This is a genomic window from Allonocardiopsis opalescens (assembly GCF_003002095.1).
In the GTDB taxonomy this organism is placed as follows: Bacteria; Actinomycetota; Actinomycetes; order Streptosporangiales; family Streptosporangiaceae; genus Allonocardiopsis; species Allonocardiopsis opalescens.
The window spans coordinates 1,438,938-1,465,602 of record NZ_PVZC01000001.1; the positions used below are offsets into that span (position 1 = coordinate 1,438,938).

At 74.4% G+C, this 26,665-nt stretch carries 18 protein-coding genes; 15 read left to right on the forward strand and 3 right to left on the reverse strand.

Translation table 11 applies throughout. The features are described 5' to 3' along the window. The first annotated feature begins 118 nt into the window (after positions 1-118). Complete coding sequence (locus CLV72_RS05940; protein WP_106240451.1) at positions 119-2,935, forward strand: AAA family ATPase; 2,817 nt, start codon at positions 119-121, stop codon at positions 2,933-2,935. Between the two features lie 7 nt (positions 2,936-2,942). On the opposite strand, the gene CLV72_RS05945 is transcribed toward CLV72_RS05940, so the two are convergent. After that, entirely contained in the window at positions 2,943-5,786 is a 2,844-nt protein-coding gene (locus CLV72_RS05945) for a LuxR family transcriptional regulator (RefSeq protein WP_106240453.1), read from the reverse strand. Between the two features lie 362 nt (positions 5,787-6,148). On the opposite strand from CLV72_RS05945, the gene CLV72_RS05950 reads away from it, so the two are divergent. Next, positions 6,149-7,906, forward strand: coding sequence for a proline--tRNA ligase (locus CLV72_RS05950; protein WP_211302723.1), 1,758 nt, complete (start codon positions 6,149-6,151; stop codon positions 7,904-7,906). Positions 7,907-7,928: 22 nt separating this feature from the next. Here the strand turns inward: CLV72_RS05950 and CLV72_RS05955 are convergent, their stop codons facing one another. Further along, on the reverse strand, positions 7,929-8,426 hold the full coding sequence (locus CLV72_RS05955) for a ferritin-like domain-containing protein (RefSeq protein WP_106240457.1): 498 nt from the start codon (positions 8,424-8,426) through the stop codon (positions 7,929-7,931). Continuing rightward, complete coding sequence (locus CLV72_RS05960) at positions 8,423-8,926, reverse strand: hypothetical protein (protein WP_106240461.1); 504 nt, start codon at positions 8,924-8,926, stop codon at positions 8,423-8,425. The genes CLV72_RS05955 and CLV72_RS05960 overlap by 4 nt, the downstream gene beginning before the upstream one ends. Before the next feature lie 298 nt (positions 8,927-9,224). Between CLV72_RS05960 and rimP the strand changes: the two genes are divergently transcribed. The 13 genes from rimP (at position 9,225) to CLV72_RS06025 (ending at position 26,606) form a co-directional block, all read left to right on the forward strand. After that, complete coding sequence (gene rimP, locus CLV72_RS05965) at positions 9,225-9,707, forward strand: ribosome maturation factor RimP (RefSeq protein WP_106240464.1); 483 nt, start codon at positions 9,225-9,227, stop codon at positions 9,705-9,707. Between the two features lie 14 nt (positions 9,708-9,721). Beyond that, the gene (gene nusA, locus CLV72_RS05970; RefSeq protein ID WP_106240467.1) at positions 9,722-10,756 is read left to right on the forward strand and encodes a transcription termination factor NusA; all 1,035 of its coding nucleotides are present in this window, start codon (positions 9,722-9,724) and stop codon (positions 10,754-10,756) included. Beyond that, positions 10,740-11,054 (forward strand): YlxR family protein, encoded by a 315-nt coding sequence (locus tag CLV72_RS05975; protein ID WP_106240470.1) that lies wholly within the window; start codon positions 10,740-10,742, stop codon positions 11,052-11,054. Before nusA ends, CLV72_RS05975 begins: the two co-directional genes overlap by 17 nt. Before the next feature lie 205 nt (positions 11,055-11,259). Next, complete coding sequence (gene infB / locus CLV72_RS05980; protein WP_106240473.1) at positions 11,260-14,316, forward strand: translation initiation factor IF-2; 3,057 nt, start codon at positions 11,260-11,262, stop codon at positions 14,314-14,316. 128 nt (positions 14,317-14,444) lie between these two features. Beyond that, positions 14,445-14,738, forward strand: a complete 294-nt coding sequence (locus CLV72_RS05985) for a DUF503 domain-containing protein (RefSeq protein ID WP_106240475.1) — start codon at positions 14,445-14,447, stop codon at positions 14,736-14,738. Positions 14,739-14,744: 6 nt separating this feature from the next. Next, positions 14,745-15,197 carry a 30S ribosome-binding factor RbfA gene (rbfA, locus tag CLV72_RS05990; RefSeq protein ID WP_106240478.1) on the forward strand — a complete coding sequence of 151 codons (453 nt, stop codon included), beginning with the start codon at positions 14,745-14,747 and terminating at the stop codon, positions 15,195-15,197. After that, entirely contained in the window at positions 15,190-16,080 is an 891-nt protein-coding gene (gene truB / locus CLV72_RS05995; RefSeq protein WP_106240481.1) for a tRNA pseudouridine(55) synthase TruB, read from the forward strand. The genes rbfA and truB overlap by 8 nt, the downstream gene beginning before the upstream one ends. A 135-nt stretch (positions 16,081-16,215) precedes the next feature. Continuing rightward, positions 16,216-17,169: a bifunctional riboflavin kinase/FAD synthetase gene (locus CLV72_RS06000; RefSeq protein WP_245929881.1), complete on the forward strand. Its 954-nt coding sequence runs from the start codon at positions 16,216-16,218 to the stop codon at positions 17,167-17,169. A gap of 273 nt (positions 17,170-17,442) precedes the next feature. Then, positions 17,443-17,712, forward strand: a complete 270-nt coding sequence (rpsO, locus tag CLV72_RS06005; protein WP_106240487.1) for a 30S ribosomal protein S15 — start codon at positions 17,443-17,445, stop codon at positions 17,710-17,712. Positions 17,713-17,987: 275 nt separating this feature from the next. Then, positions 17,988-20,264, forward strand: coding sequence for a polyribonucleotide nucleotidyltransferase (locus CLV72_RS06010; protein WP_106240489.1), 2,277 nt, complete (start codon positions 17,988-17,990; stop codon positions 20,262-20,264). A 103-nt stretch (positions 20,265-20,367) separates the two neighbouring features. After that, positions 20,368-21,714, forward strand: a complete 1,347-nt coding sequence (locus tag CLV72_RS06015; protein ID WP_211302724.1) for a M16 family metallopeptidase — start codon at positions 20,368-20,370, stop codon at positions 21,712-21,714. A 529-nt stretch (positions 21,715-22,243) separates the two neighbouring features. Beyond that, positions 22,244-22,987, forward strand: a complete 744-nt coding sequence (gene dapB, locus CLV72_RS06020) for a 4-hydroxy-tetrahydrodipicolinate reductase (protein ID WP_106240494.1) — start codon at positions 22,244-22,246, stop codon at positions 22,985-22,987. Between the two features lie 679 nt (positions 22,988-23,666). Then, a complete protein-coding gene (locus tag CLV72_RS06025) occupies positions 23,667-26,606 on the forward strand; it encodes a glycoside hydrolase family 48 protein (protein ID WP_106240497.1) in 2,940 nt (979 codons plus the stop codon). The last annotated feature ends 59 nt before the right edge of the window (positions 26,607-26,665 follow it).

Sequence of the window (26,665 nt, forward strand, 5' to 3'; positions counted from 1 at the left end):
CGAACCGGAACTTTGGGCGATTTCGGCGCACGTTGCCGGGAGAACACGGTAAAAACGTTAGGCTGAAACGATCGCTCACCGTAACGCCGCCATCCCCCCTGACCTCGAGGACCGAGCGATGCCCAACGCGCGTGACCACGCGTCGCCGACGGTGCCGCCGCCGGGCCGGGAAGGGGAGTCCAAGCAGCTCCTCGACCTGGTCGCCGCCGCCCGTGCCGGGCGGGGCGGCGCGCTGGCGGTGCGCGGCGACCTCGGCGCGGGGAAGACCGCGCTGCTGCGGCATGTGCGCACGGTGACCGACGGCATGATCGTGCTCTCCTGCGCGGGCACCCCGCTGGAGGCGGCGCTGCCCTTCGCCGCCCTGCACGAGCTGCTGCTGCCGGTGCTGGCCCGGGTCGACGTGCTCGCCGGCGACCAGGCGGCGGCGCTGCGCGGCGCGCTCGCCATGGAGGAGGCGCCGGCGGACCGCTTCCTGGTCGCGCTGGCCACCCTCACCCTGCTGGCGGAGCTGGCCGGCGACGCCCCGCTGCTGCTGCTCGCCGACGACGTCCAGTGGCTGGACCCCGCCTCCGCCGACGTGCTCGCCTTCGTGTCCCGCCGCGTCTCCGGCGACCCGATCGCGCTGCTGTGCGCCGGCCGCCGCCCCGGCCCCGACGACCCGCTGCGCGTACTGCCCGAGCTGTCCCTCGGCCCGCTGCCCGAGGACGCCGCCGCCCGGGTGCTGGACGACCAGGAGGCCGAGCTGGCCGCCCCCGTACGGGCCCGGCTGCTGGCCGAGGCGGCGGGCAACCCGCTGGCGCTGCGCACCCTACCCCGGCTGCTCAGCCCCGGTATGCGGGGCGGGCGGCTGCCGCTGCCCGACCGGCTGCCGCTGGGCGACGCACTCACCCGCGCCGTCGGCGCCGCCACCGCCGGACTGGAGCCCGAGGCCGCGCACGCGCTGCTGGTCGTGGCGCTGGAGGAGACCGGCCGCCGCGCCGCGGTGGGCGAGGCGGTGCGGCTGCTCGGCCTGCCCGACACCGCCCTCGCCGAGTTGGCCGACACGGGCCTGGTGCGCGCCGACGGCGACCGCATCGTGTTCAGCCAGCCGCTGATGCGCTGGTACCTGCGCCAGGCCGCCCCGTCCGCGCAGCAGCGCGCCGTGCACGCCGCCCTGGGCGCCGTCTTCGAGCGGGCCGGCGACACCGCGCGCCAGGCCATCCACCTCGCCGCCGCCCGCACCGAGCCCGACGCGGCCGTCGCCGACCTGCTCGACCAGGCGGCCCGGCGGGCCGCCAGGCACGGCGGCATCGCGGCCGCCGCGCCGATGTGGGAGCGCGCCGCCGACCTCAGCCCCGGCGCGGCCGAGCGCGCCGAACGCCTGCTGCGCGCGGCCGACGCCGCCTGGCAGGTCGGCCGCAACGGCCACGCCAGGATTCTGCTCGACCGGGCCGCCGTCGACGTGCACAGCCCCGCCGCCCGCGCTGAGCGCGACCGCCTCAACGCGCTGCTGCTGGCCGGCGGCGGCGACGTCACCGGCGCGATGGCCCTGCTGGCCGACGGCGCGGCCGTCCTCGCCCGCGACGACCCCGCCGGCGCGGCCGAACTGCGGCTCCAGGCGGTCCGCTACGCCTTCGACGCGGAGGCGATGGACGCCATCGGCTCCGGGCTCGCCGCCATCGCCGAGCTGCCGCTGCCCCCCGACAACCCGGTGCGCCGGGTCGGCACGGCCGCCGCCGCCATGCTGCACGGCCGCACGCTGCCCGCCGGCGAGATATCGGCCTCCGAGCTGCACAGCGCGATGCTGCACTGGGTCGACAGCCCGCGACCCCGCCCGTGGATGTGGCCGCCGCCGTTCCAGCCGTCCTTCGGCTACGACGACACCGGTGCCCGCGCCGCCTACCTGCGCGCCGAGGCGACCCTGCGCGACCGGGGTATGGCCGGCGGCCTGCCCGTCGTGCTCGCGCAGCTGTGCTGCCTGGAGACGCTGATGGGGGAGTGGGCGGACGCCGTCGTGCACGCCCATGAAGGGCTGCGGCTCACCGTCGACATCGGCGAGCGCGAACTCGACTCCGCGGTCTTCCACGGGGGCCTCGCCTACATCGCCGCCGCCCAGGGCCGCGCGGACGACTGCCACCGGCACGTCACCGAGGTGCTCAGGCTGGCGGTCCCCGGGCAGGCCAGGACGGCCAGGGCGCAGGTCGGGCTCGCCCTCGGCCTGCTCGAACTCGGCGAGGGCCGCCCGGCCGAGGCGCTGGAGCAGCTGCTGCCCATCGCCACCCCCAACGGCCCGTCCTCGCACCGCTTCATCGCCGCCTTCGGCGCCTCACTGCTGGTGGAGGCGGCCGTGCGGGCGGGCCGGCTCGACCAGATCACCCCCGACGTGCTCGCCTACGTGCTGCCGGGCCGCGCCCCGCGGAACCCCGTGGCGCTGGCGCGCGAGCACCACGTGCGCGCCCTCATGGCCACCACCTCGCGCGATCCCGGCGTGCAGGGCCAGGCGGTCCGGCACTTCGAGGCCGCCCTCGCCGAGTACACCGCGGTGCGCCGCCCGTTCGTGCAGGCCGGAGTGCACCTCGACTACGGCGAGTGGCTGCGCAGGAACCGCCGCAGGGCCGCCGCGCGGCCGCAGCTGCGGACCGCGCTGCGCCTGTTCACCGAGCTGGGCGCCCAGCCCGCCGCGCAGCGGGCCCGCGCCGAGCTGGCCGCCGCTGGATTCGAGCGCCACACCGCGGACGCGCCGGCGGCCGAGGACGCCCGCGCCGAGCCGGCCGGCGGCCTCCCGCTCACCCCGCAGGAGCTGCAGGTCGCCAGGCTGGCCGCGGCGGGGCTGTCCAACCGGCGCATCGCCGCGCAGCTCTTCCTGTCGCCGCGCACGGTCGCCCACCATCTGCACGCGGTGTTCGGCAAGCTCGACCTGCGCTCCCGCGCCGAGCTGCCGGGACGGGTGCCCTGACCGGCGCTCACTCGTGCGGATCGGACAGGTCGACCCTGTGCAGCTCGGCACGCGAGGTGATCCCGAGCTTCGGGAAGACCCGGTACAGGTGGTAGCCGACGGTGCGCGGCGAGAGGAACAGCCGCTCGCCGATGGCCCGGTTGGACAGGCCCGCCGCGGCCAGCCGGGCGATCTCGCGCTCGCGCGGCGTCAGTGCCTCCGGGGCGGCCGGCGCGGCACCGTCCACCGCTCCTCCGGCGGCGCGCAGGTACTGCTGGATGATCCGCTGCCACGGCACCGCGCCCAGCCGCACCGCGATGTCCGACGCCGTCCGCAGGTGGCGCTGCGCGTCGCCTCTGCGGCGGCGGCGGTGCAGGTACACGCCGTAGGCGAGGCTCGCCGTCAGCTGGATCAGCGGCCGCTGCCGCTCCCGCTCGGCCTCGCGGAGCGCCTCCAGGAACAGCGGCTCCGCCCGCGCGGCCGCCTCGGGGCCGGGCGAGTCCGCCGCCACCAGGGCGCGCGCCACCGCCGCCATGCACCGCGCCCAGGGCGCGCCGATATCGCCGGCCGTCCCGGCCAGCCGCTCCGCAACGGCGCCGGCCGCCGCGTGCTCGCCGCGGTCCAGCGCGGCCCGCACGTAGGAGACGGCCGCCTGCGGCGCCACCACGGGGTGCCAGGCGTCGCCGCCGGGCTCCACCACCCGCCGCAGCGTCGCGAGGGCGGCGCCCGACCGCCCGGCCAGCAGGTCGATCACGCCCAGGGTCCAGTAGGCCATCGCCGAGATCAGCGCGTTGCGCAGCGGGACGGAGATGGCCAGCGCCCGGCGGGCGGACCGCTCCGCCTCCTCGAACCGGCCGCGCAGCGCATGCACCTGGGCGAGCTGCACCAGCAGCCGGGCCGTCAGCGGACGGTGCTCGGGCTGCTCGATCAGGTCGATGCCCGCCTGGGCGTGCTCGTGCGCGGCGTCCCAGTGGCCCAGCGACAGCTCGTGCTCGGCGGCGAAGGTCAGCGCCACCGCCCGGGTGGTGACGGGCGCGGCCTCGCCCAGCGCCGCCACCGCCTCCCGGCACCCCAGGTAGCTGCGCTCCTCCTCGCCGACCAGGACGTACAGCTCCGGCGGCGGCCACGACCACTGCATGGACCAGGCGGCGGCGCCGGTGCCCGCCGCCTCCAGCGCCGAGCGCAGCGCCTCCCCGTCGATCCGGTCGGTGCGGGTGAGGGTGCGCAGCGCCGCCGCCAGCCGGCCCGCCGCCCCGGCCAGCGGGCCCGCCAGCGCGTCGAGCCCGTCGGCGGTGGCGGCCAGCAGCCGGGCGTCGCCCCCGCAGTACGCCACCCGCGCCGCCATCGACATGAAGGACACGGCCATCCCCTGATGGGACGGCGCCATCGCCTCGGTGGCCCGCAGCAGGGGACCGGTGTCCTCCACGGCCAGGCCCGAGGCGTAGTCCAGGGTGAGCTCCAGCCCGTCCGCCGCCGCGCGCACGCCCGGGTCGAGCGCGCCCTCCACCGCCTCGGCCAGCAGGGATCGGGCGCGCTCGGTGTACCCGGCCAGCCAGTACTCGCGCGCCGCCGCCAGCAGCCGCCTGGCCCGCAGCCCCGGCCGCGCGGTCACCCGGCCGGCCAGCTCGCGGGCGCGCGCCCCGAACAGCAGCCCGTAGGCGCGGCCGAGCGCCGGGACGCTGCCCTCGAGCCGGTCGGCCGCGGCGTCGTCGGGCCCGTCGAGGGCGAGCGCGGCGTGCCAGGCGCCCGCGGCGGCGCGCGCCTCGCCGGTGCAGGCCGCCGCGAGCGCCGCGTGCACCGCTCGGCGGCGGGCCTCGCCCAGCCGGGTGTACAGCGCCGCCCGCACCAGCGGATCGGTGAACTCCAGGCGGCGCTCGCCCGCCTCCAGCACGCCCGCGTCCTCGGCGGGCCCGCTGTCGGCCAGCGACGAGCCCAGCAGCCGGGCGGCGGCGTCCACCGTCGCCTCGTCGCTGCCGGGGCCCGCCGCGAGCACCTCCATCAGGATCGCGGTGCGCCCGGGCAGTCCGGCCAGCGGTTCCAGGACGGCGTCGGCCACCCGGAGGGTGACCCGGACCGGGCGCGGCAGCGGCTCGGACCCGTTGCGCTCCCGCTCGGTCAGCGCCCCCACCAGCTCCGTCAGCGCCATCGGGCAGCACCGGGCCAGGGCGCGCAGCTCGGCCGCCACTCCCGGCGCGATGTCGGGGGCCAGCCGCCGCAGCAGCACGAGCGCGTGCTCGGGGCCGAGCGCCCCGAGTTCGAGCATCGGCAGCCCGGCGGCGTGCGGGGCGCCCAGCCGGCGCGGGTCCACCGCCAGCAGCAGCGCCACCCCGGTGGAGGAGAGCCGGCGCCCCACGAAGGCCAGCACCTCCAGGGTGGCGTCGTCGGCGTCGTGCGCGTCGTCCACCGCCACCAGCAGCGGCCGGCGCTCGGCCGCGCGCGCCAGCAGGTTCAGCACGGCCACCGCCACCGGCATCCGGCCGACGGCCTCCACCGGCTCGCCGGCCAGCAGCCGGCGCAGCGCCGCCTCCTGCCGCGCCGGCAGCGCCCCGCCGGGCTCCTCACCGGCCAGCGGCGCCAGGAGCCGCGCCAGCAGCGGGCACCCGGACGGAGGGCCGCCGGCCGGCGCGGCCAGCACCCGCAGGCCGTCGACCTGCTCGGCCTGGCGGACGGCCGCCGCCAGCAGCCGGCTCTTGCCCGCGCCGGTGCGGCCGCCCAGCACCAGCCAGCCGCCCTCGCCCGCCGCCGCGCGCGCGGTGAGCGAGGCCAGCGCGATCAGTTCGGCCTCCCGGCCGACCAGCGGTTCGGGCCGGCCGGACGCCGGCCGGGAGGCGGGCGCACCGGGTGCGTCGGGTGCAGCGGACCCAGCGGACACTGTCGGACCCCCTTCGACGGCGTCGGCCCGCCGCGGGGCCTGGGCCGCGGCCCGGCCGCCGTCGCGACCACCCTAGCGGCGCCGGCCGTGATACCCAGTCATCTCGTCGATGCGCGACCGGGGAAGTACTGGGCACACTAAGGACTTCCTCGACGGCGGCTGCGGAGGGGGCCGGGTGGGCTGATCCGGATGAGGGGCAGTCCGCCGTCAGGAGAGCGGGGCGCCGGGCGTGGACTCACGCCCGGTGCCCCGATGCGCGTCCGCCCCGGGCGGGGCGAATTCGGCCGCCGACCCCCGGTTGTTCGATAACCTGTGCCATTCCCACCCGTCTTCTTTTCTGCTCTGAGTACCTGGGAGTGGCCGTGCTGCTGCGGATGTCGACACTGTTCCTGCGCACCCTGCGCGAGGACCCCGCGGACGCCGAGGTGCCGAGCCACAAGCTCCTCGTCCGCGGCGGCTTCGTGCGCCGCGCCGCCCCCGGCGTCTACAGCTGGCTGCCACTCGGCAAGATCGTGCTGGAGAACGTCGCCCGCGTCGTGCGCGACGAGATGAACGCGATCGGCGCGCAGGAGCTGCTGCTGCCCGCGCTGCTGCCCCGCGAGTACTACGAGTCGACCGGCCGCTGGACCGACTACGGCGACCTGCTGTTCCGGCTGACCGACCGCAAGGGCGCCGACTACCTGCTCGGCCCCACCCACGAGGAGCTGTTCGCGCTGCTGGTCAAGGGAGAGTACTCCTCCTACAAGGACTTCCCGGTCACCCTGTACCAGATCCAGGAGAAGTACCGCGACGAGGCCCGCCCCCGGGCCGGCATCCTGCGCGGCCGCGAGTTCCACATGAAGGACTCCTACTCCTTCGACCTCGACGACGACGGCCTGCGCCGCTCCTACGCCGCGCACCGCGGCGCCTACATCCGCATCTTCGACCGGCTCGGCGTCGACTACCGCATCGTGTCGGCCGTCTCCGGCGCCATGGGCGGCTCGGCCTCCGAGGAGTTCCTGGCCACCGCGCCCACCGGCGAGGACACCTACGTGTCCTGCACCAACTGCGACTACGCCGCCAACACCGAGGCGGTGCGCACGGTCGTGCCCGACACGGCCGCGGACCCCTCGGCCGTCCCGGCGCTCCTGGAGCTGGACACCCCCGACACCCCCACCATCCAGTCGCTGGTCGACCGCCTGAACGCGATGGACCTCGGCCGCACCTACACCGCCGCCGACACCCTCAAGAACGTCGTCCTCAAGGTCACCCAGCCCGGCGAGACCAAGTACGAGGTGGTCGTCGTCGGCGTCCCCGGCGACCGCGACGTCGACCTCAAGCGGCTGGCCGAGTCCTCGCTCGCGCCCGCCTCCGTCGAGCTGTTCGAGGCCGACGACTGGGCCGAGCACCCCGAGTTGGTGCGCGGCTACATCGGCCCGCAGGTGCTGGCCGGGATCGGCATCCGCTACCTCGCCGACCCCCGCGTGCGGCCCGGCACGGAGTGGGTCACCGGCGCCAACCGCCGCGGCTTCCACGCCGCCCACGTCGTCGCCGGCCGCGACTTCGCCATCGACGCCCAGGTCGAGGCGGTGGAGGTGCGGGCCGGCGACCTCTGCTCGGTCTGCGGCGGCGAGCTGCGCATCGACCGCGGCATCGAGATCGGCCACATCTTCCAGCTCGGCCGCAAGTACACCGACGCCTTCGAGGTCGACGCCCTCGGTCCCGACGGCAAGCCGGTCCGCATCACCATGGGCTCCTACGGCATCGGCGTCTCGCGGCTGGTCGCGGCCATCGTCGAGCAGTCCCACGACGACCGCGGCATCATCTGGCCCCGCGCGGTCGCCCCCGCCGACGTCCACGTCATCGGCACCGGCAAGGCCGACCAGGTCGAGGTGGCGCTGCGCATCGGCGAGGAGCTGCGCGCCCGCGGGCTGCGCGTCATCGTGGACGACCGCAAGGCGTCGCCCGGCGTGAAGTTCACCGACGCCGAGCTGCTCGGCGTGCCCACTTCCGTCGTCGTCGGCCGCGGCCTCGCCGACGGCGTCGTTGAGCTGCGCGACCGCGCCGGCGGCGAGCGCTCCGAGGTGCCGCTGGACTCCGTGGTCGAGCTCGTCGCCGAGCGGATCGCCGCCGAGGGCTGACCCGCCGCGCGGCGGGCCGCGCTCAGTCGGCCGCCGGGGCCGGCGAGGGCGAGGGGGCGCCGGCGAAGGCGTCGTCGGGGTAGCCGGGCCAGGCCGGCACCTCGGCCTCCGACCACGACAGCGCGCGCAGGGTCGAGTCCTGCAGGGCGGCCCCGGCCGCGGCGCGCACCTCGGGGTCGGGCACGGCGGCCAGCGCCAGCTGCGCGCGGGCCGTCGCCCACTCCAGCTGCGCCGCCACCCGCGCGGCCGCCTCGGCGCCGTCCGGCTCGCCGGGCAGCTCGTACGCGGGGGCGGCGCGCTCGGGGACGCCGCCCCGGTCCAGCACCATCCGGCGCAGCCCGTCGCGCCGCGCGCGGTGCGCCTCGATGTCGCGGACCGCCCGCTGCCGGCGGCCGCCGCTCAGCTCGGGGCCGAGCCGCCCGTAGCCGAAGATCGCGGCGTGCTCGGCCCGCAGCGCGGTCTGCAGCGCGGCCAGCGCGGGGTCGGCGGTGGACTCGGCGGGATCGGGCGAACGGCTCACAGGTCCCCTCCCAGGCGGGACGCCTGCGCGGCCTCGCAGGCGCCGATACTGGCCAGCAGCTGGCCGAGCCGCGGCGCGCTGCTGCGCTCCAGCTGCTCCAGCCGCGCCCGCGCGGCCTCCTCCTCAAGCTCGCGCAGCCGCCCGGTGGACGCCTGCGCGGGGTCGACGGCCGGCGGGGCGGCGGTGGCGGCCGGGGGCGGCGGCATGTCGTCGGTCGGCGGCGGCAGCCGGCGCCGCAGCTCGACCAGGTGCGCGCGGTGGTTGGCCAGGAAGGCGGTGAACCGGTCGGTGTCGCCGCCGCCGGCCGCCAGCGCCGCCTCGTAGTGCCCGATGGCCGCCAGGGTGGTGGCCACGGCCGCGTCCAGCACGGCCGCGTCGGGGTCGGGCTCGACCGGAGGGTTCCACAGGAACCCGGCGTCGCACCCGCTCAGCGCCGCGGCGGAGCCCGCCGCGAGCGCTCCGCCCAGCAGCGCTCGCCGGGTCGTGGGATGGTCCAGCAACGAAGGTCCTCCCGGACGGCGCCTGTCGCGGGCGCGAGCGGGCTCGAACCGGGTGGAATCCCACCCGGCCCCATGATCGAATGTAATCTTCCCATGGCAGGCCCGCCTCTCGGGTGAAAGCGCCAGGGCTCGTCCGCCAACGGATACGCTGAGTCCAGGGCGGCGGCATCTCCACCACCGGCACCGTCGGCCGAGCCACCCGCCGAGCGGGCGGCCGCGGGGCGGCGCGCCCGGCGCGGCGCGTCCGGGAGGCCGGATCCGGTGCCGCGCCGCACAGCGGTTGACACGAGGAGGAACGATGAGCGCCGACGCTCGCAGGGCCCGTCTCGTGCGCCTGCTGGAGCCGGTCGTCGCCGAGGCCGGTCTGGAGCTGGAGGACGTCGAGGTCACCCCGGCCGGGCGCCGCCGCCTGCTGCGCGTGGTGGTCGACGCCGACGACGGCGTCTCCCTCGACGACATCGCCGAGGCCAGCCGCACCGTGTCCGACGCCCTCGACTCCTCCGACGCCATGGGCGGCGCCCCCTACGTCCTGGAGGTCACCTCGCCGGGCGTCGACCGCGAGCTGCGCGAGCCCCGCCACTGGCGGCGCGCGGCGGGCCGGCTGGTCCGGGCGCCGCTGGCCTCGGGAGGCGAGGTCGAGGGGCGGGTCGTATCGGCCGACGACGCCGGTGTCGTACTGGAAGTGGGCGCCGAGCAGCGCGGCTTCGGCTATGGCGAGCTGGGTAACGGCAAGGTTCAAGTGGAGTTCCGTCGGGCCCAGGGCTCGTGCGACGCGGAGTAGATGGGGGATCGGCGATGGATATCGACATGAGCGTCCTGCGCAGCCTGGAGAGCGAGAAGGACATCGCGGTGGACCTCGTGGTCAAGGCCATCGAGGACGCCCTGCTCATCGCCTACCACCGCACCAAGGGCGAGAACACCCCGGCCCGGGTGGAGCTGGACCGCTCCAACGGCCACATCACCGTCTGGGCGGCCGAGGTCGGCGCCGAGGGCGAGGTGCTGCGCGAGTTCGACGACACCCCCAGCGGCTTCGGCCGGATCGCCGCCACCACCGCCAAGCAGGTCATCCTGCAGAAGCTGCGCGACGCCGAGGACGAACTCACCTTCGGCGAGTACGCCGGCCGCGAGGGCGACGTCGTCGCGGGCGTCATCCAGCAGGGCAAGGACCCCCGCTCGGTCCTGGTCGACCTCGGCCGGATCGAGGCCATCCTCCCGCCGCAGGAGCAGGTCCCCACCGAGACCTACAAGCACGGCGAGCGGCTGCGCTGCTACGTCGTCCAGGTGCGCAAGGGCCACCGCGGGCCCTCCGTCACCCTGTCGCGCACCCATCCCAACCTGGTGCGCAAGCTGTTCGCGCTGGAGGTCCCCGAGATCGCCGACGGCACCGTCGAGATCGCGGCCATCGCCCGCGAGGCCGGCCACCGCACCAAGATCGCGGTCCGCTCCAACCGCCCGGGCGTGAACGCCAAGGGCGCCTGCATCGGCCCGCTGGGCAGCCGGGTCCGCAATGTCATGACCGAGCTGCACGGCGAGAAGATCGACATCGTCGACTACTCCGACGACCCCGCCTCCTTCGTGGGGAATGCGCTCTCGCCGGCACGTGTTAGCCACGTCAATGTGGTCGACAGCGAGCAGCGCGTCGCCAGGGTCACCGTCCCCGACTACCAGCTGTCGCTGGCGATCGGCAAGGAGGGCCAGAACGCGCGGCTGGCGGCCCGGCTCACCGGCTGGCGGATCGACATCCGCTCGGACGCCGCGCCGGCCGAGCCCGAGCGCCCCGTCCAAGACACCCAGCAGGTGTCCGGTCCGGCCGATGCCTCGGCGCGCTAGACTGGACAGCGGTGACCGGAAGACCCCCGTACGCACGTGCGTGGGCTGCCGGTCCCGGGCGGCAAAGTCTGACCTGCTGCGCCTGGTCGTGGTCGAGGACGTCATCGTCCCCGATCCGAACGGGCGGCTGCCGGGCAGGGGTGCGTCGATTCACCCCTCCTCCCGGTGCCTTGAGCTGGCGGAGCGGCGCCGGGCGTTCACGCGGGCCTTCCGGCTCGCGCGTCCGCCCGACACCACACGGCTCCGCACCCGGATCACGGCATCTGAGGATGGCCCGGCCACTGGCATGTCCAGATAGGTTGCGCGATGGTCACGATCGGCGGATCAGCCGCTTGTGAGGGAATGTCGTGCTGTTGGCGTCCGCTGACCACCAGTGGATGTACCGAATCGGAAGTGGGCCGAGATTGCGATGAGCGCTCGATGAGCACGCGGCGATGAGTACGTCAAGGTAGCGACGGTCCGGCACAACACTCCCGTGGCCCGGACCGAGATAGAGGAGAGCAGTGGCGAAGGTCCGGGTATACGAACTCGCCAAGGAGTTCGGTGTAGAGAGCAAGGCCGTGATGGCCAAGCTCAACGAGATGGGCGAGTTCGTACGATCGGCGTCCTCCACGATCGAGGCGCCGGTGGTACGAAGGCTCAAGGACGCGTTCGGCGGTCCCGCCGACAAGAAGTCCGGCGGTGGCCGGTCGGGTGACAGGCGCCCCGCGCCGCCCCGCCCGAGCGCCCCCAACAAGACGACCAGGTCCGACGCGGAGGCCGCCCCGAGCGCGCCCGTCCGCCCCGAGGCGCCGGCCGCTCCGGCCGAGGGCGCTCAGGCGCCGTCGGCGCGCCCCGGCCCGGCCGCGCGGCCGAGCCCGGCCGCCGGTACGCCCGGCAGTGCGAACGGCGCCCCGGCCGGCGGTGCCCCGCGCCCAGGACCCAAGCCGGGTCCGCGCCCCGCTCCCAAGCCGGGAGCCGGACGCGCCCCCGGTGAGCGCGAGCGCGGCGGCGGCCGCCCCGAGGGCGGCCCGAGCCGTCCCGAGGGCGGCGCGCCGCGTCCGGCCGCCCGGCCGGGCGGCGCCGAGCGCGCCCCGCGGCCCGAGGGCGCCAAGCCCGGCCCCAAGCCGGGTCCGCGTCCGGGCGGTCCGCGCCCCGGCAACAACCCGTTCGCGACGAACGCCAGCGGCATGGGCGCCAAGCCGGGCCCGCGCCCGGGTCAGCCGGGCCCCAAGCCCGGTCCCGGCGCGCCCCGTCCCGGCGCCGAGCGCGGCGACCGCGGTGACCGTCCGCCGCGTCCCGGCGGCTCCGGCGGTCCGCGCCCCGGTCCCGGCGGGCGCACCGGCGCCCCTGGTGCCGGCGGTCCGCGCCCCAGCCCGGCCGGTATGGGCGGACCCCGTCCAGGCGGTCCGCGGCCCAACCCGCTGAGCATGCCGTCCTCCCGCCCCTCGGGCGGCGGTGGCGGAGCCGGCCGTCCCGGCGGCGGTGGCCGTCCTGGCGGCGGTGGCGGCCGTCCCGGCGGCGGTGGCCGTCCGGGCGGTGTCGGCGCCGGTCCGCGCGGTGGCGGCGGTGGCGCGGGAGCGCCCCGTCCGGGTGCCGGCGGCGGCTTCGGCGGCGGTGGCCGCCCTGGTGGCGGCCGCGGTCGCGGCGGCGGTACGGCGGGGGCCTTCGGCCGTCCCGGCGGCCGTCCCGGACGCGCCCGCAAGTCCAAGAAGCAGCGGCGCCAAGAGTTCGACAACATGCAGGCGCCGTCGTTCGGCGGCGTGAAGATCCCGAGCGGCAACGGCCAGACCATCCGGCTGCCGCGCGGCTCCTCGCTGGCCGACTTCGGCGACCGGATCGGGGTGAACCCCGCCTCGCTGGTGCAGGTCATGATGCACCTCGGCGAGATGGTCACCGCGACCCAGACCGTCAGCGACGAGATCCTGCAGCTGCTCGGCGCCGAGCTCAACTACGAGATCCAGATCGTCAGTCCCGAGGACGAGGACCGCGAGCTGCTGGAGTCGTTCAACATCGAGTACGGCGAGGACGAGGGCGATGACGAGCTCCTGGTGGCCAGGCCGCCGGTCGTCACCGTCATGGGCCACGTCGACCACGGTAAGACGAAGCTGCTGGACGCCATCCGGAGCACCAACATGGTGGCGAAGGAGGCCGGCGGCATCACCCAGCACATCGGCGCCTACCAGGTGAGCACCGAGGTCGACGGCGTCGAGCGCAAGATCACCTTCATGGACACCCCGGGTCACGAGGCGTTCACCGCCATGCGTGCCCGCGGTGCCCAGGCCACGGACATCGTGGTGCTGGTGGTCGCGGCCGACGACGGCGTGAAGCCGCAGACGACCGAGGCGATCGACCACGCCAAGGCGGCGGGCGCCCCGATCGTGGTGGCCGTCAACAAGATCGACAAGGAGGGCGCCGACCCGCAGCGGGTCCGTGCGCAGCTCACCGAGTACGGCCTGGTGGCTGAGGAGTACGGCGGCGACGTCCAGTTCGTCGACATCTCCGCGCTGCAGCGGCTCGGCCTGGACCGCCTGCTGGAGTCGATCGTGCTGACGGCCGACGCCGAGCTGGACCTGCGGGCCAACCCCGACCAGGACGCCCAGGGCCTGGCGATCGAGGCGCACCTCGACCGCGGCCGCGGCTCGGTGGCCACCGTCCTGGTGCAGCGCGGCACCCTGCGCGTCGGGGAGTCGATCGTCTGCGGCGACGCCTACGGGCGCGTCCGGGCGATGCTGGACGAGAAGGGCGAGCAGGTCGACGAGGCACCGCCCTCGCGCCCTGTGCTGGTGCTCGGCCTGACCAACGTGCCGAGCGCGGGCGACAACTTCCTGGTCGTCAAGGACGACCGCGTCGCCCGGCAGATCGCCCAGCAGCGGGAGGCGCGCGAGCGCTTCGCGCAGCAGGCCAGGACCTCCCGCCGCGTCTCGCTGGAAGACTGGGAGAGCAGGCTCAAGGAGGGTGAGCGCGAGGAACTGCTGCTCATCATCAAGGGCGACGTGTCCGGTTCGGTCGAGGCGCTGGAAGACGCGCTGCTCAAGATCGACGTGGGCGACGAGGTGAACATCCGGGTCATCGGCCGAGGTGTCGGCGCGATCACCCAGAACGACATCAACCTCGCCGCCGGCGACCCCGGCGCGGTCATCATCGGGTTCAACGTCCGTCCCGAGGGCAAGAACCAGGAGCTGGCCGACCGGATGGGCGTCGACATCCGCTACTACTCGGTCATCTACCAGGCGATCGAGGAAGTGGAAGCGGCCCTCAAGGGCATGCTCAAGCCCGAGTACCAGGAAGTGCAGCTCGGCACCGCCGAGATCCGCGAGGTCTTCCGGGTGCCCAGGATCGGCAACATCGCGGGTTCGATCGTGCGCTCCGGCACGATCCGGCGCAACTCCAAGGCGCGCCTCATCCGCGACGGTGTCGTCATCTCCGAGAACCTCACCGTGGAGTCCCTGCGGCGGTTCAAGGACGACGCCACCGAGGTCCGCGAAGGCTTCGAGTGCGGTATCGGCATCGGATACAGCGACATCCGGGTCGAGGACGTCATCGAGACCTACGAGATGCAGGAGAAGCCGCGCGACTGACGCGGTCGAGCCGGGCCCCGGCGCGCGTGCGCGCCGGGGCCCCGGCCTTGCCGTCCGGCGAACATCCCCGACCCGCGGCGCACCGGGCGAACCGGCGCGCCGCCCCCCACCACGAGGTGAATCCTGGAGTGTACGTCGGTGCACTGACTCTGGACCTGCTGCTCGGAGACGTGCGCTCGCTGAAGGAGAAGCGCTCCGTCGTCCGCCCGATCGTCGCCGAGCTGCACCGCAAGTTCGCGGTGTCCGTCGCCGAGACGGGCGAGCAGGACGTCTACCGCCGCACGGAGATCGGTGTCGCGGTGGCGGCCTCCACCGCCGCGCACTGCAAGGAGCTGCTGGACCGCTGCGAGCGGCTCGTCGCGGCCCGGCCGGAGGTCGAGCTGCTCTCCGCCCGGCACCGGATCTTCAACGATGAGGAGTGAGCGACCATGACTGACGCGGCTCGCGCGCGCAAGCTCGCCGACCGGATCCAGCAGGTCGTCGCCGAGATGCTCAAGCGCCGGATCAAGGACCCGAGGCTGGGCTTCGTCACCGTCACCGACGCGCGCGTCACCCCCGACCTGCGCGACGCGACGGTGTACTACACCGTCTACGGCTCCGACACCGACCAGGCCGGCACCGCCGCCGCCCTGGCCAGCGCAACCGGGGTCATCCGCTCGGAGGTGGGCCGGCAGACGGGGGTCAAGTTCACCCCCACCCTGACCTTCGTGCCCGACAAGGTGCAGGCCAACGTCCAGCACATCGAGGACCTGCTGGCCCAGGCCAGGCAGGCCGACGCCGAGGTGGCCAGGGCGGCGGCCGCGGCGAGCCCGGCGGGCGACCCCGACCCCTACCGCGTCCCGCGCAGGGACGAGGACGAGGACGACGACACCGATGGCTGACAGCGGCCTGGTCGTCGTGGACAAGCCGGCCGGCTGGACCTCGCACGACGTGGTCGCACGCGTCCGCCGGCTGGCCGGCACCCGGCGCGTCGGCCACGCCGGCACCCTCGACCCGATGGCCACCGGCGTGCTGGTGGTGGGCGTGGAGAAGGCGACCAAGCTGCTCGGCCACCTCGCGCTGACCGAGAAGGTGTACGAGGCGACGATCCGGCTGGGCGAGAGCACCAACACCGACGACGCCGAGGGCGAACCGGTCGGGCGCGTCCCGGCCGACGCCGTCGGCGAGGCGGCGGTGCGCGCGGGCGCCGCCCGGCTGACCGGGCCGATCCAGCAGGTCCCGCCGCAGGTCAGCGCGATCAAGGTCGACGGTAGGCGGGCCTACAAGTCCGCCCGCGCGGGGGAGCGGGTGGAGCTGGCCGCCCGCACCGTCACCGTGTCGGAGTTCGCGGTCGGCGCGCTGCGCCGCGTCGAGGACCCGCACGGCACCCTGGTCGACGTCGACGCGCGCGTCGTCTGCTCCAGCGGCACCTACATCCGCGCCCTCGCCCGCGACCTCGGCGCCGGCCTCGGCGTCGGCGGGCACCTCACCGCGCTGCGGCGCACCCGGGTGGGGCCCTACGGCCTGGACCAGGCCCGCACGCTGGAGGAACTGACCGCCCGCTTCGACGTGGTCGGACTGGACGACGCCGTCGCGGCCGCCTTCCCCCGGCGGGACCTCACCGAGGACGAGGCCCGCAGGATCGCGCACGGCGGCCGCATCCCGGCCGCGCGGCTCGGCCCCGGGCCGATCGGGCTGTTCGGACCGGACGGCAGCGTGCTGGCGCTCGCCGAGGAGGTCGGCCGGCAGGCCAAGCCCACCGTGGTCTTCGCCCCGGCGGGCTGATCCGCCCGCGGGCGCGGCGCCGCGGCGCATGCCCCAGATCACGCCGCCTCGATGTCGGAGCGGGCCCGCCGGCATGGCAGGCTTGACCGGGGAGTCGCAGGAGATCTCCGCCCGATCCGGGAAGGGAGCGCAGACGTGCTGCGTTGGCACGGACTCGGCGAGGTGCCCGAGGACTTGGAGCGGTCCGTCGTCGCGGTCGGCGTGTTCGACGGGGTGCACCGGGGCCATCGGAGCATCGTCGAACTCGCGGTGCGGCGCGCCCGCGAACTGGGCGCGCCCAGCGTCGTCCTCACCTTCGACCCCCATCCCGGCGAGGTGCTGCGGCCCGGCGGCCACCCGGCGCTGCTCACCACCCTGCGCCGCCGGATCGACCTGCTGGCCGGGCTCGGCGTCGACGCCGCGGTGCTGGTGCCCTTCACCGGCGACCTGGCCGCGCTCGAACCCGGCGCCTTCGTCCGCGACGCCCTGGTCGAGCGGCTGCACGCCGCCACCGTGGTGGTCGGCAAGGACTTCCGCTTCGGCCGCGGCGCGTCGGGCGACGTCGAGACGCTGCGCGAGCTGGGCGAGGCCCTCGGCTTCGCCACGGTCGCCGCCGACCTCGACGCCGACGGCGTCCCCACCTCCTCCAGCCGCATCCGCGCCCTGGTCGCCGAGGGGGCCGTGGCCGAGGCGGCGGCACTGCTGGGCCGGCCGCACCGGGTGGAGGGCGTGGTGGTGCGCGGGGCGCAGCGCGGCCGGCTGCTCGGCTTCCCCACCGCCAACCTCGACACCCCGCCGTACACCGCCGTGCCCGCCGACGGCGTGTACGCCGGCTGGATGCACTGCCCGGCCTACCCCGAGCCCGGCGAGGCGGCCGCCTCCTGGCCCGCGGCCATCTCCGTCGGCACCAACCCCACCTTCGCCGGCGAGGAGCGCACCGTCGAGGCCTACGCCCTGGACGAGACCGACCTGGACCTCTACGGCTGCCACGTCGCGGTGGACTTCGCCGAGCGCATCCGGCCCATGCTCCGCTTCGACTCCGTCGACGAGCTCATCGCCGAGATGACCCGCGACGTGGCGCACGCCAGGCGCGTCACCCGCCCCTCCTGAGCGGGGCGTCGGCGCGCCGGACCGGGCCGGCGGCGGCCCGGCCGAAAGCGGTCGGTGCGCGTGGTAGCGTGAAGACGCACAGGTGGGCTACTTGTGAGCGAGCGAGCCGTCAGGCCCCCCGCACGAGTGACGTCCAGTGGGTTTTGCGGACCCCGGCCTGTGCCATCCCATCCGGCGACTGTGGGCGCGCATGGTTGCCGGACCTCGTGCAATGGTGAAGCATGGCACGAGGCACGTCCGTGCACGCGCGCCGTTTTGAGAAGAAGGAGTGCCGTGTCGCTCGACACCGCCACCAAGAGCAAGATCATTTCTGAGTACGCGACCGCCGAGGGCGACACCGGTTCGCCCGAGGTGCAGGTGGCGCTGCTCACCCACCGCATCAACGAGCTCACCGAGCACCTCAAGTTCCACAAGCACGACCACCACAGTCGGCGTGGACTCCTGCTGCTCGTGGGCCGCCGCCGCCGCCTGCTGAAGTACCTGCAGGACGTCGACATCATGCGGTACCGAAAGCTGATCGAGCGCCTCGGCCTGCGCCGCTAGGACGACGGGGGAGCGGCCGCCGGCCGCTCCCCCTCCTGCGTCCGGGCCGCGCGGCGCGCGAGCGCCGCCGCCCGGACCCTCACAACTCCATCGCAACCAGCTCCGCTTCCCGGCACCGGCCGCCGCCGCGCCCGTGGCCGGTCCTCGGTAGTGGTCCGCCGGAACGCACTGTTCCGCGGGCTTCGATCGATGACCGGCCGGTTATCAGACGACAACGGCGCCGAAGAGACTCCCGGGACGGGTTGCGGACTTGACCACTCCCAAGGAGGTCGCCCATGGAGGGCGTTTATTCCGTTGAAGCAGTGATCGACAACGGCGCGTTCGGGCGCCGGACGCTGCGCTTCGAGACGGGCCGGCTGGCCCGTCAGGCCGCCGGTTCCGCGGTCGCGTACCTGGACGACGAGACCATGGTCCTCTCGGCCACCTCGGTGTCCAAGCGGCCCAAGGAGAACCTCGACTTCTTCCCGCTCACGGTCGACGTCGAGGAGCGCATGTACGCCGCGGGCCGCATCCCCGGCTCGTTCTTCCGCCGCGAGGGCCGTCCGTCCGAGGACGCGATCCTCACCTGCCGGCTGATCGACCGGCCGCTGCGCCCGTCGTTCGTCAAGGGCCTGCGCAACGAGATCCAGATCGTCGAGACGATCCTCGCGCTGCACCCCGAGCACCTCTACGACGTGGTGGCCATCAACGCCGCGTCGCTGTCCACCCAGCTCGCCGGGCTGCCCTTCTCCGGGCCGATCGGCGGCGTGCGGGTGGCGCTCATCGACGGCCAGTGGGTTGGCTTCCCGACCCACCCCGAGCTGGAGCGCGCCACCTTCGACATGGTGGTGGCCGGCCGGGTGCTCGACGACGGCGACGTCGCGATCATGATGGTCGAGGCCGAGTCCACCAAGGAGACCCTCCAGCTGGTGGCCGACGGCGCCGTCGCCCCCACCGAGGAGAGCGTCGCCGAGGGCCTTGAGGCGGCCAAGCCGTTCATCAAGGTGCTGGTCGAGGCGCAGCGGCAGCTGGCCGCCTCCGCCGCCAAGGAGACCGCGGAGTTCCCGCTCTTCCTGGACTACACCGACGAGGTCTACGCCGCCGTCGAGCAGGCCGTGCGCGCGGAGCTGGCCCAGGCGCTCACCATCGCTCCCAAGCAGGAGCGCGAGACCGAGCTGGACCGCGTCAAGGCGCTGGCCGCCGAGAAGCTGGGCGAGTCCTTCGAGGGCCGCGAGAAGGAGATCTCCGCCGCCTACCGGTCGCTGACCAAGCAGCTGGTGCGCGAGCGGGTCATCCGCGAGCAGGTCCGCATCGACGGCCGCGGCCCGCGCGACATCCGCCAGCTCACGGCCGAGGTCGACGTGGTGCCGCGGGTGCACGGCTCGGCGCTGTTCGAGCGGGGCGAGACCCAGATCCTGGGCGTCACCACGCTGAACATGCTCCGCATGGAGCAGCTGATCGACACGCTCAACCCCGACCGCACCAAGCGGTACATGCACAACTACAACTTCCCGCCGTACTCCACCGGTGAGACCGGCCGGGTGGGCTCGCCCAAGCGGCGCGAGATCGGGCACGGCGCGCTCGCCGAGCGCGCCCTGATCCCGGTGCTGCCCTCCCGCGAGGAGTTCCCGTACGCCATCCGGCAGGTGTCGGAGGCGGTGGGCTCCAACGGCTCCACCTCGATGGGCTCGGTCTGCGCCAGCACCATGTCGCTGCTGGCGGCGGGCGTGCCGCTGAAGGACCTGGTGGCGGGCATCGCCATGGGCCTGATCAGCGAGGGCGGCGAGTTCGTGGCGCTGACCGACATCCTCGGCGCCGAGGACGCCTTCGGCGACATGGACTTCAAGGTCGCCGGCACCCGCGACCTGATCACGGCGCTCCAGCTCGACACCAAGCTCGACGGCATCCCCGCCTCCGTGCTGGCGTCGGCGCTCAAGCAGGCCAAGGGCGCGCGGCTGGCGATCCTCGACGTCATGCGCGAGGCCATCGACCGCCCCGGCGCGATGAGCCCGAACGCGCCGCGCATCCTCACCATCAAGGTCCCGGTCGACAAGATCGGCGAGGTCATCGGCCCCAAGGGCAAGATGATCAACTCGATCCAGGACGACACCGGCGCCGAGATCACGATCGAGGACGACGGCACCATCTACGTGGGTGCCGCCGACGGCCCGGCCGCCGAGGCCGCCCGCGACGCGATCAACGCGATCGCCAACCCGCACATGCCGGAGGTCGGCGAGCGCTACCTGGGCACGGTGGTCAAGACCACCACCTTCGGCGCGTTCGTCTCCCTGCTGCCCGGCAAGGACGGCCTGCTGCACGTCTCGCAGATCCGCAAGCTGCACGGCGGCAGGCGGATCGAGAACATCGACGACGTCATCAAGGTCGGCGAGAAGATCCAGGTCGAGATCCGCGAGATCGACGACCGCGGCAAGCTCTCGCTCATCCCGGTCGAGGTCGTGGAGGCCGAGGCGGCCGCCGCGGGCGAGGGCGGCGGCGAGCCGGAGGCCGACGCCTCCGGGGCCGAGGGCGGCGACCGCCGCCGGCGCCGTACCCGCAGCGGCGAGAACACCTGAGTCCGTCTGACGGCTCATCACGGATAACGTGGTGGAGCGGCCCCGTCCGGGGCCGCTCCACCGTCGTTTCGGCAGCGCTCAGCGCGCAGGGGTGAATCCAGTGGTGCACGACAAGCCGACCGCCGCCGAGCAGCCGCCCGGCAGCACGCTCACCCTGCTCGACGGGGCCGACGGCGCCGGCCCGGTGCTGCGCACCGTGCTGCCCGGCGGCCTGCGCGTCGTCACCGAGTTCCTACCCGGCGTGCGCTCGGCCGCTCTGGGCGTGTGGGCGGCCGTCGGCTCCCGCGACGAGGACGCCGTGCACGCCGGCTCCACCCACTTCCTCGAACACCTGCTGTTCAAGGGCACCCGGCGCCGCACCGCCATGGAGATCGCCTCGCTGATGGACGCGGTGGGCGCCGAGCACAACGCCTTCACCGGCAAGGAGTACACCTGCTACTACGCGCGGGTGCTCGACGCCGACCTGCCGCTCGCCGTCGACGTGCTCGGCGACATGCTCACCGGCTCGGTGCTGGAGCCTCGCGAGGTCGAGGCCGAGCGCGAGGTGATCCTGGAGGAGATCGCCATGGTCGACGACGAGCCCGGCGACCTGGTGCACGACCTCTTCGCCGAGACCCTGTTCGGCGACAGCCCGCTCGGCTGGCCGATCCTGGGCACCCCCGAGACCATCGGGCGGCTCGGCCGCGACCGGATCATGGAGCACTACCGCGCCAGGTACCGCCCGGCCGACCTGGTCGTCGCGGTGGCGGGCAATGTCGAGCACGACGCCGTCGTGGACCAGGTGCGCGCGGCCTTCGCGCCCGCGCTCGGCGCCGCTGAGGCGGCCGGAGCGCTGCCGTGCGGCCCGAGGCTGGGCACGGAGCCCGACCCGGCCCGCACGGCCGTCCAGGTGCGCTCCAGGACCACGGAGCAGGCCCACCTGGTGCTCGGCGGCACCGGCCTGGCCCGCACCGACGACCGCAGGTTCGCGCTGGGCGTGCTGAACGCCGCCCTCGGCGGCGGCATGTCCTCGCGCCTGTTCCAGGAGGTGCGGGAGAAGCGCGGGCTCGCCTACTCCATCTACAGCTTCACCTCGGGCTACGCCGACACCGGCTCCTTCGCGGTGGCCACCGACTGCCAGCCCGCCAAGATTGACGACGTGCTCGCGGTCTGCCTGGACCAGATCGGCGACGTCGCCGCGCACGGCATCACCGAGGAGGAGCTGGTCAGAGGCAAGGGCCAGGTCCGCGGCTCCTTCGTGCTCGGCCTGGAGGACCCCCAGTCGCGGATGAGCAGGCTGGCCAAGAGCGAGCTCGTCTACGGCACCCTCCCCTCGGTCGGCGAGCTGCTGGGCCGCATCGATGCGGTCTCCGCCGACGACGTGCGCGCCATCGCGGCCGACGTGCTGGCCCGGCCGCGCAGCCTCGCGGTGATCGGCCCCTACCACGCCGACCGCGAGTTCGCGGTCTGACCCTCCCGCGCCGCGCGGACCGCACCGCCGCGGCGCTTTTCCCGCGCGGCCGAATCCGGATCCGGATGGCGCGGCCGTCCTTTTCCGCACTGGATCCGGTGCCATTTCCAGCCGGTGCTCGCCGTCCTTTCCGGTGACGGGGGAGCGGTTCGCCGACCGGGTTCTCCCTGCGTCCTCCCGCCGCATTCCCTGGTACGCGGAACGCGGCCGCCCGCCCCGCCCGCGTGGTGCTCGCCGGCCGCGATCCCGACGGAAAGCCCAGCACACGGCGCCGGCGCCGAGGCGCCCGCCCGACTCCGGCGGCGCGACCGCGCTCCCGGTCCGCCATTTCTCCGGACGCGTCCGCCGCCTTCCGATTAACCGTGGCACACCCACGGCACGCCTTTCCCTTCCTTGGTGCGGAGGGCGTTGCGGCGCGCTGCGAAATCCCGCGCCGCTGCGCCGACCCGGGTGGCGCGCGCCATCCGAAAGGCACCGCGCGGCCGCGCCGGCCCGGCGGCGCCCGCGCGGTTTCCGATAGCGTTTCCCCATGATCAAGGTGGGAGTGCTGGGCGCCCGAGGGCGCATGGGAGCCGAGGTCGTCAAGGCCGTGCAGGGCGCCGACGACCTCGAACTGGTTGCGGCGGTCGACGACGGCGACGACCGCCAGGCGCTGGCCGCGGCCGACGTGGCGGTGGACTTCACCCGCCCCGATGTCGTCCTCGACAATCTGCGCTGGCTGGCCGAGCACCGCGTGCACGGCGTGGTGGGCACCTCCGGCTTCGACGAGGAGCGCGTCGCCGAGGTGCGCGGCATGCTGACCGGTCGCCCCGACGTGCGGGTGCTGATCGCGCCCAACTTCGGCATCGGCGCCGTGCTGATGATGCACTTCGCGGTGAAGGCCGCCCCGTTCTTCGACTCCGTCGAGATCGTCGAGCTGCACCACCCCGGCAAGGTCGACGCGCCTAGCGGGACCGCCGTCCGCACCGCCGAGCTGGTGGCCGAGGCGCGCGCCCGGGCCGGGGCGGGACCGGCCCCCGACGCGACCACCACCGCCCTGGACGGCGCGCGCGGCGCCGACATCGCCGGAGTGCGGGTGCACGCGCTGCGGATCGCCGGGATGATCGCCCACCAGGAGGTCGTCCTGGGCACCCACGGCGAGACCCTCACGCTCCGGCACGACTCCCTGCACCGCGAGTCCTTCATGCCGGGCGTGCTGCTCGGCGTCCGCCGGGTGGCCGGGCTGCCCGAGCCCGTCACGGTCGGGATCGACGGCCTGCTCGGCCTGTCCTGAGCCCGCGAACCGGCCGGCCCGCCCGCGTGATCGCGGGCGGGCCGCCGCTGTGATCAGCCGTTATCTGATCCCGCCGCCGCCCGGGCGAAACTCGTCGGAATTGTGGATTCTGCCGGGTTTACAGGATGTTTCGCCGCGGTTACCCTTCTCCGTGGGAGCGCTCCCAGTGGTTGAGATCACAACGAGACTCCCTCCGGCCGACCATGCGTCCCCCCTTACGCGCCACGGCCGGAGGGCCCCTCGTGGGAGCGCTCCCAAGCCAGAGACCCGAAACCGTTCCCGACCCGTCCCGCCCCCCGCCACCCTCCCTCTCCGCGCCTCAGCGCGGCCGTCGTCGCCCTTCGCCGCGACCGGCCGCCTTCCCCGGAGTGAGCCGGCCTGGTAGTGACAGCCGGCCTGGCTCCTCCACCTACCGGTGCGGGATGCGTCGCCGGCCCGCGCATCCCGCACCGGCTCGCCGCGTCCGCGCGCCACCCTGGTGGCGCATGCCCTCCGCTCGCTCCCGACGCCCGCATCCGCACCCGAAACCCGCGCCGGGCGAGCGCCTGGAGGTGGTGCCCTTCGCCCGACGACCTTCTGACCGCCGTACGCCGCCAGGACTCGCCATGGCGGCGTACGACCGGTCCCCCCGGCGGACGCGTCCGCGACCGCCGGACTACCGAACGGAAGGTTTTCGCAGATGAGTTTGCGTTCACTGGTGCGATCGCGCCGGCGCGGGCTCGCCGGAGCGGCGGTGGCGGCACTGGCCGCGGCGCTGCTCCCGGCCGGAGCCGCCCTGGCGGCGCCCTCGTGTACCGCGGAGTACCAGATAGCCAACGAGTGGGGCACCGGCTTCATCGCCAATGTCACGCTCACCAACACCGGCGACCCGCTGCCCAACGGCTGGGAGCTCACCTGGAGCTTCGACGACGGCCAGCGAGTGACCAACGGCTGGAACGGCGTGTACAGCCAGAGCGGCAGCAACGTCAGGGTCACCAACCCGAGCTGGGACAACAGCCTCAACACCAACGAGACGGTCTCGCTCGGCTTCCAGGGCACCAGGGGCGCGACCAACTCGGTGCCCACCGACTTCGCCCTGAACGGCGTCGCCTGCAACGAGCAGGGCAGCTCGGCGCCGGTCGTCGAACTGACCGCGCCGGCCGACGGCTCCGCCTTCCTCGCCGGGCAGCCGATCCAGCTGGCCGCCGACGCCAGCGACGCCGACGGCTCGATCGACCGGGTGGAGTTCCGCGCCGACGGGACGGTGCTCGGCTCCGACACCACCGCGCCGTACACCTACAACTGGCAGAACGCCGCGGTCGGCCAGTACTCGGTGACCGCCGTCGCCTTCGACGACTCCGGCGAGAGCGCCGCGTCGCTCCCGATCGCCATCGAGGTGCTCGACGGGCCGGCCGTGGTCGCCAACCCGTCGACGCTGAGCATCCGCCAGGGCGACACCGGGACCTTCGACGTCACGCTGGCCAGCGCTCCGAGCGGCACGGTCACCGTCGACGTGGCCAGGACCCAGGGCTCGGCCGACCTGAGCGTCGCCGACGGCGACGAGCTGACCTTCACCGCCACCAACTGGGACGACCCCCAGGAGGTGACCATCGCGTCGGCCGACAACGGCGGCGACAGCGCCTCGGCGACCTTCACCGCCTCCGCCCCCGGGCACGACTCCGCGGTGGTGCAGGCGCGCGAGGTCATCGGCGCCTCCGTCTACGAGGCCGAGTTCCTTGAGCAGTACAACAAGATCAAGGACCCGGACAACGGCTACTTCCGCGAGTTCGCGGGCGGACTGGTGCCCTACCACTCGGTGGAGACGCTGATCGTCGAGGCGCCCGACCACGGCCACGCCACCACCTCGGAGGCGTTCAGCTACTACCTGTGGCTGGAGGCGGCCTACGGCAGGGTGACCGAGGACTGGGGACCCTTCAACGACGCCTGGGCGTCGATGGAGGAGTACATCATCCCCGAGACCGAGGACCAGCCGACCAACGGCGCCTACGACCCGGGCTCGCCGGCCACCTACGCGGCCGAGTACCCGCACCCCTCGGAGTACCCCTCGCTGCTGCAGCCCAGCGTGCCGGTGGGCGACGACCCGCTGGCCAACGAGCTGAGCAGCACCTACGGGACCGACGAGGTCTACGCGATGCACTGGCTGCTGGACGTGGACAACACCTACGGCTACGGCTTCTGCGGTGACGGCTCCGACGACGCCCCGGCGTTCATCAACACCTTCCAGCGCGGCTCGCACGAGTCGGTCTGGGAGACCGTGCCGCACCCGTCGTGCGAGACCTTCGAGCACGGCGGCCAGAACGGCTTCGTCGACCTGTTCACCGACGACGCCTCCTACGCCGAGCAGTGGCGCTACACCAACGCCCCCGACGCCGACGCCCGCGCCGTGCAGGTCGCCCTGCTCGCGCACACCTGGGCCGAGGAGCAGGGGCAGGCCGACGCGGTGGCCGAGTCGGTCTCCGACGCGGCCATGATGGGCGACTACCTGCGCTACGCGATGTACGACAAGTACTTCAAGGAGATCGGCGACTGCGTCGGGCCCACCCAGTGCCCCGCCGGCACCGGCAAGAACAGCGCCCACTACCTGATGTCGTGGTACTTCGCCTGGGGCGGCGCCACCAACACCAGTGCGCCGTGGGCGTGGCGGATCGGCTCCAGCGCCTCGCACCAGGGCTACCAGAACCCGCTGGCGGCCTACGCGCTGTCGGAGGTGCCCGAGCTGCGGCCCGAGTCGCCCACCGGCGCCCAGGACTGGGCGACCAGCATGGACCGCCAGCTGGAGTTCCTCCAGTGGCTCCAGTCGTCCGAGGGCGGTATCGCCGGCGGCGCGACCAACAGCTGGCAGGGCAGCTACTCCCAGCCCCCGGCGGACGCGGCCAACTCGCAGTTCTACGGCATGTACTACGACTGGCAGCCGGTCTGGAACGACCCGCCGAGCAACCGGTGGTTCGGCTTCCAGGTCTGGCAGATGGAGCGCACGGCCCAGCTCTACCAGATGACCGGCGACGAGCGCGCCGGCGCCATCCTGGACCGCTGGGTGCCGTGGGCCATCGCCAACACCGAGGTCGGCACCGGCGGCGACTTCGCCGTCCCGGCCGACATGGAGTGGAGCGGCACCCCCGACACCTGGGAGGGCACCTACACCGGCAACCCGGACCTGCACGTCGACGTGGTCTCGCACGGCCAGGACGTCGGTGTGGCGGCGGCGCTCGCCAAGACGCTGCTGTACTACGCCGAGGCGTCCGGCGACGCCGAGGCCAGGACCGTGGGCGAGGGGCTGCTGGACGCGCTGCTCGAGCACACCGACGACCTCGGCATCGCCACCGAGGAGACCCGGACCGACTACGGCCGGTTCGACGACGAGTACCAGCCGGGCGGCGACGGCCTCTACATCCCGCCGGGCTGGACCGGCGAGATGGCCAACGGCGACCCGATCAACTCCGACTCCACCTTCCTGTCCATCCGGTCCTTCTACGAGGACGACCCCGCGTTCCCCGAACTCGAGGCGTACCTCAACGGCACCGGCGAGGCTCCGACGTTCACCTACCACCGGTTCTGGGCGCAGGTCGAGATCGCCACGGCGTTCGCGGCCCACGACGAACTGTTCGGCGACGCCGGGTAGCAGCGACGGGCATGCGGTACAGGGGAGGGTGAGGACCCTCCGCTGAGTTGACCGGCCCC

Coding starts and splice junctions, on each gene's coding strand:
- truB (WP_106240481.1), top strand. CDS start 15,190: ATGGCTGACAGCGGCCTGGTCGTCGTGGACAAGCCGGCCGGCTGGACC.
- CLV72_RS05940 (WP_106240451.1), top strand. CDS start 119: ATGCCCAACGCGCGTGACCACGCGTCGCCGACGGTGCCGCCGCCGGGC.
- rbfA (WP_106240478.1), top strand. CDS start 14,745: ATGACTGACGCGGCTCGCGCGCGCAAGCTCGCCGACCGGATCCAGCAG.
- CLV72_RS05975 (WP_106240470.1), top strand. CDS start 10,740: ATGCCTCGGCGCGCTAGACTGGACAGCGGTGACCGGAAGACCCCCGTA.
- rimP (WP_106240464.1), top strand. CDS start 9,225: ATGAGCGCCGACGCTCGCAGGGCCCGTCTCGTGCGCCTGCTGGAGCCG.
- CLV72_RS06010 (WP_106240489.1), top strand. CDS start 17,988: ATGGAGGGCGTTTATTCCGTTGAAGCAGTGATCGACAACGGCGCGTTC.
- dapB (WP_106240494.1), top strand. CDS start 22,244: ATGATCAAGGTGGGAGTGCTGGGCGCCCGAGGGCGCATGGGAGCCGAG.
- CLV72_RS06025 (WP_106240497.1), top strand. CDS start 23,667: ATGAGTTTGCGTTCACTGGTGCGATCGCGCCGGCGCGGGCTCGCCGGA.
- nusA (WP_106240467.1), top strand. CDS start 9,722: ATGGATATCGACATGAGCGTCCTGCGCAGCCTGGAGAGCGAGAAGGAC.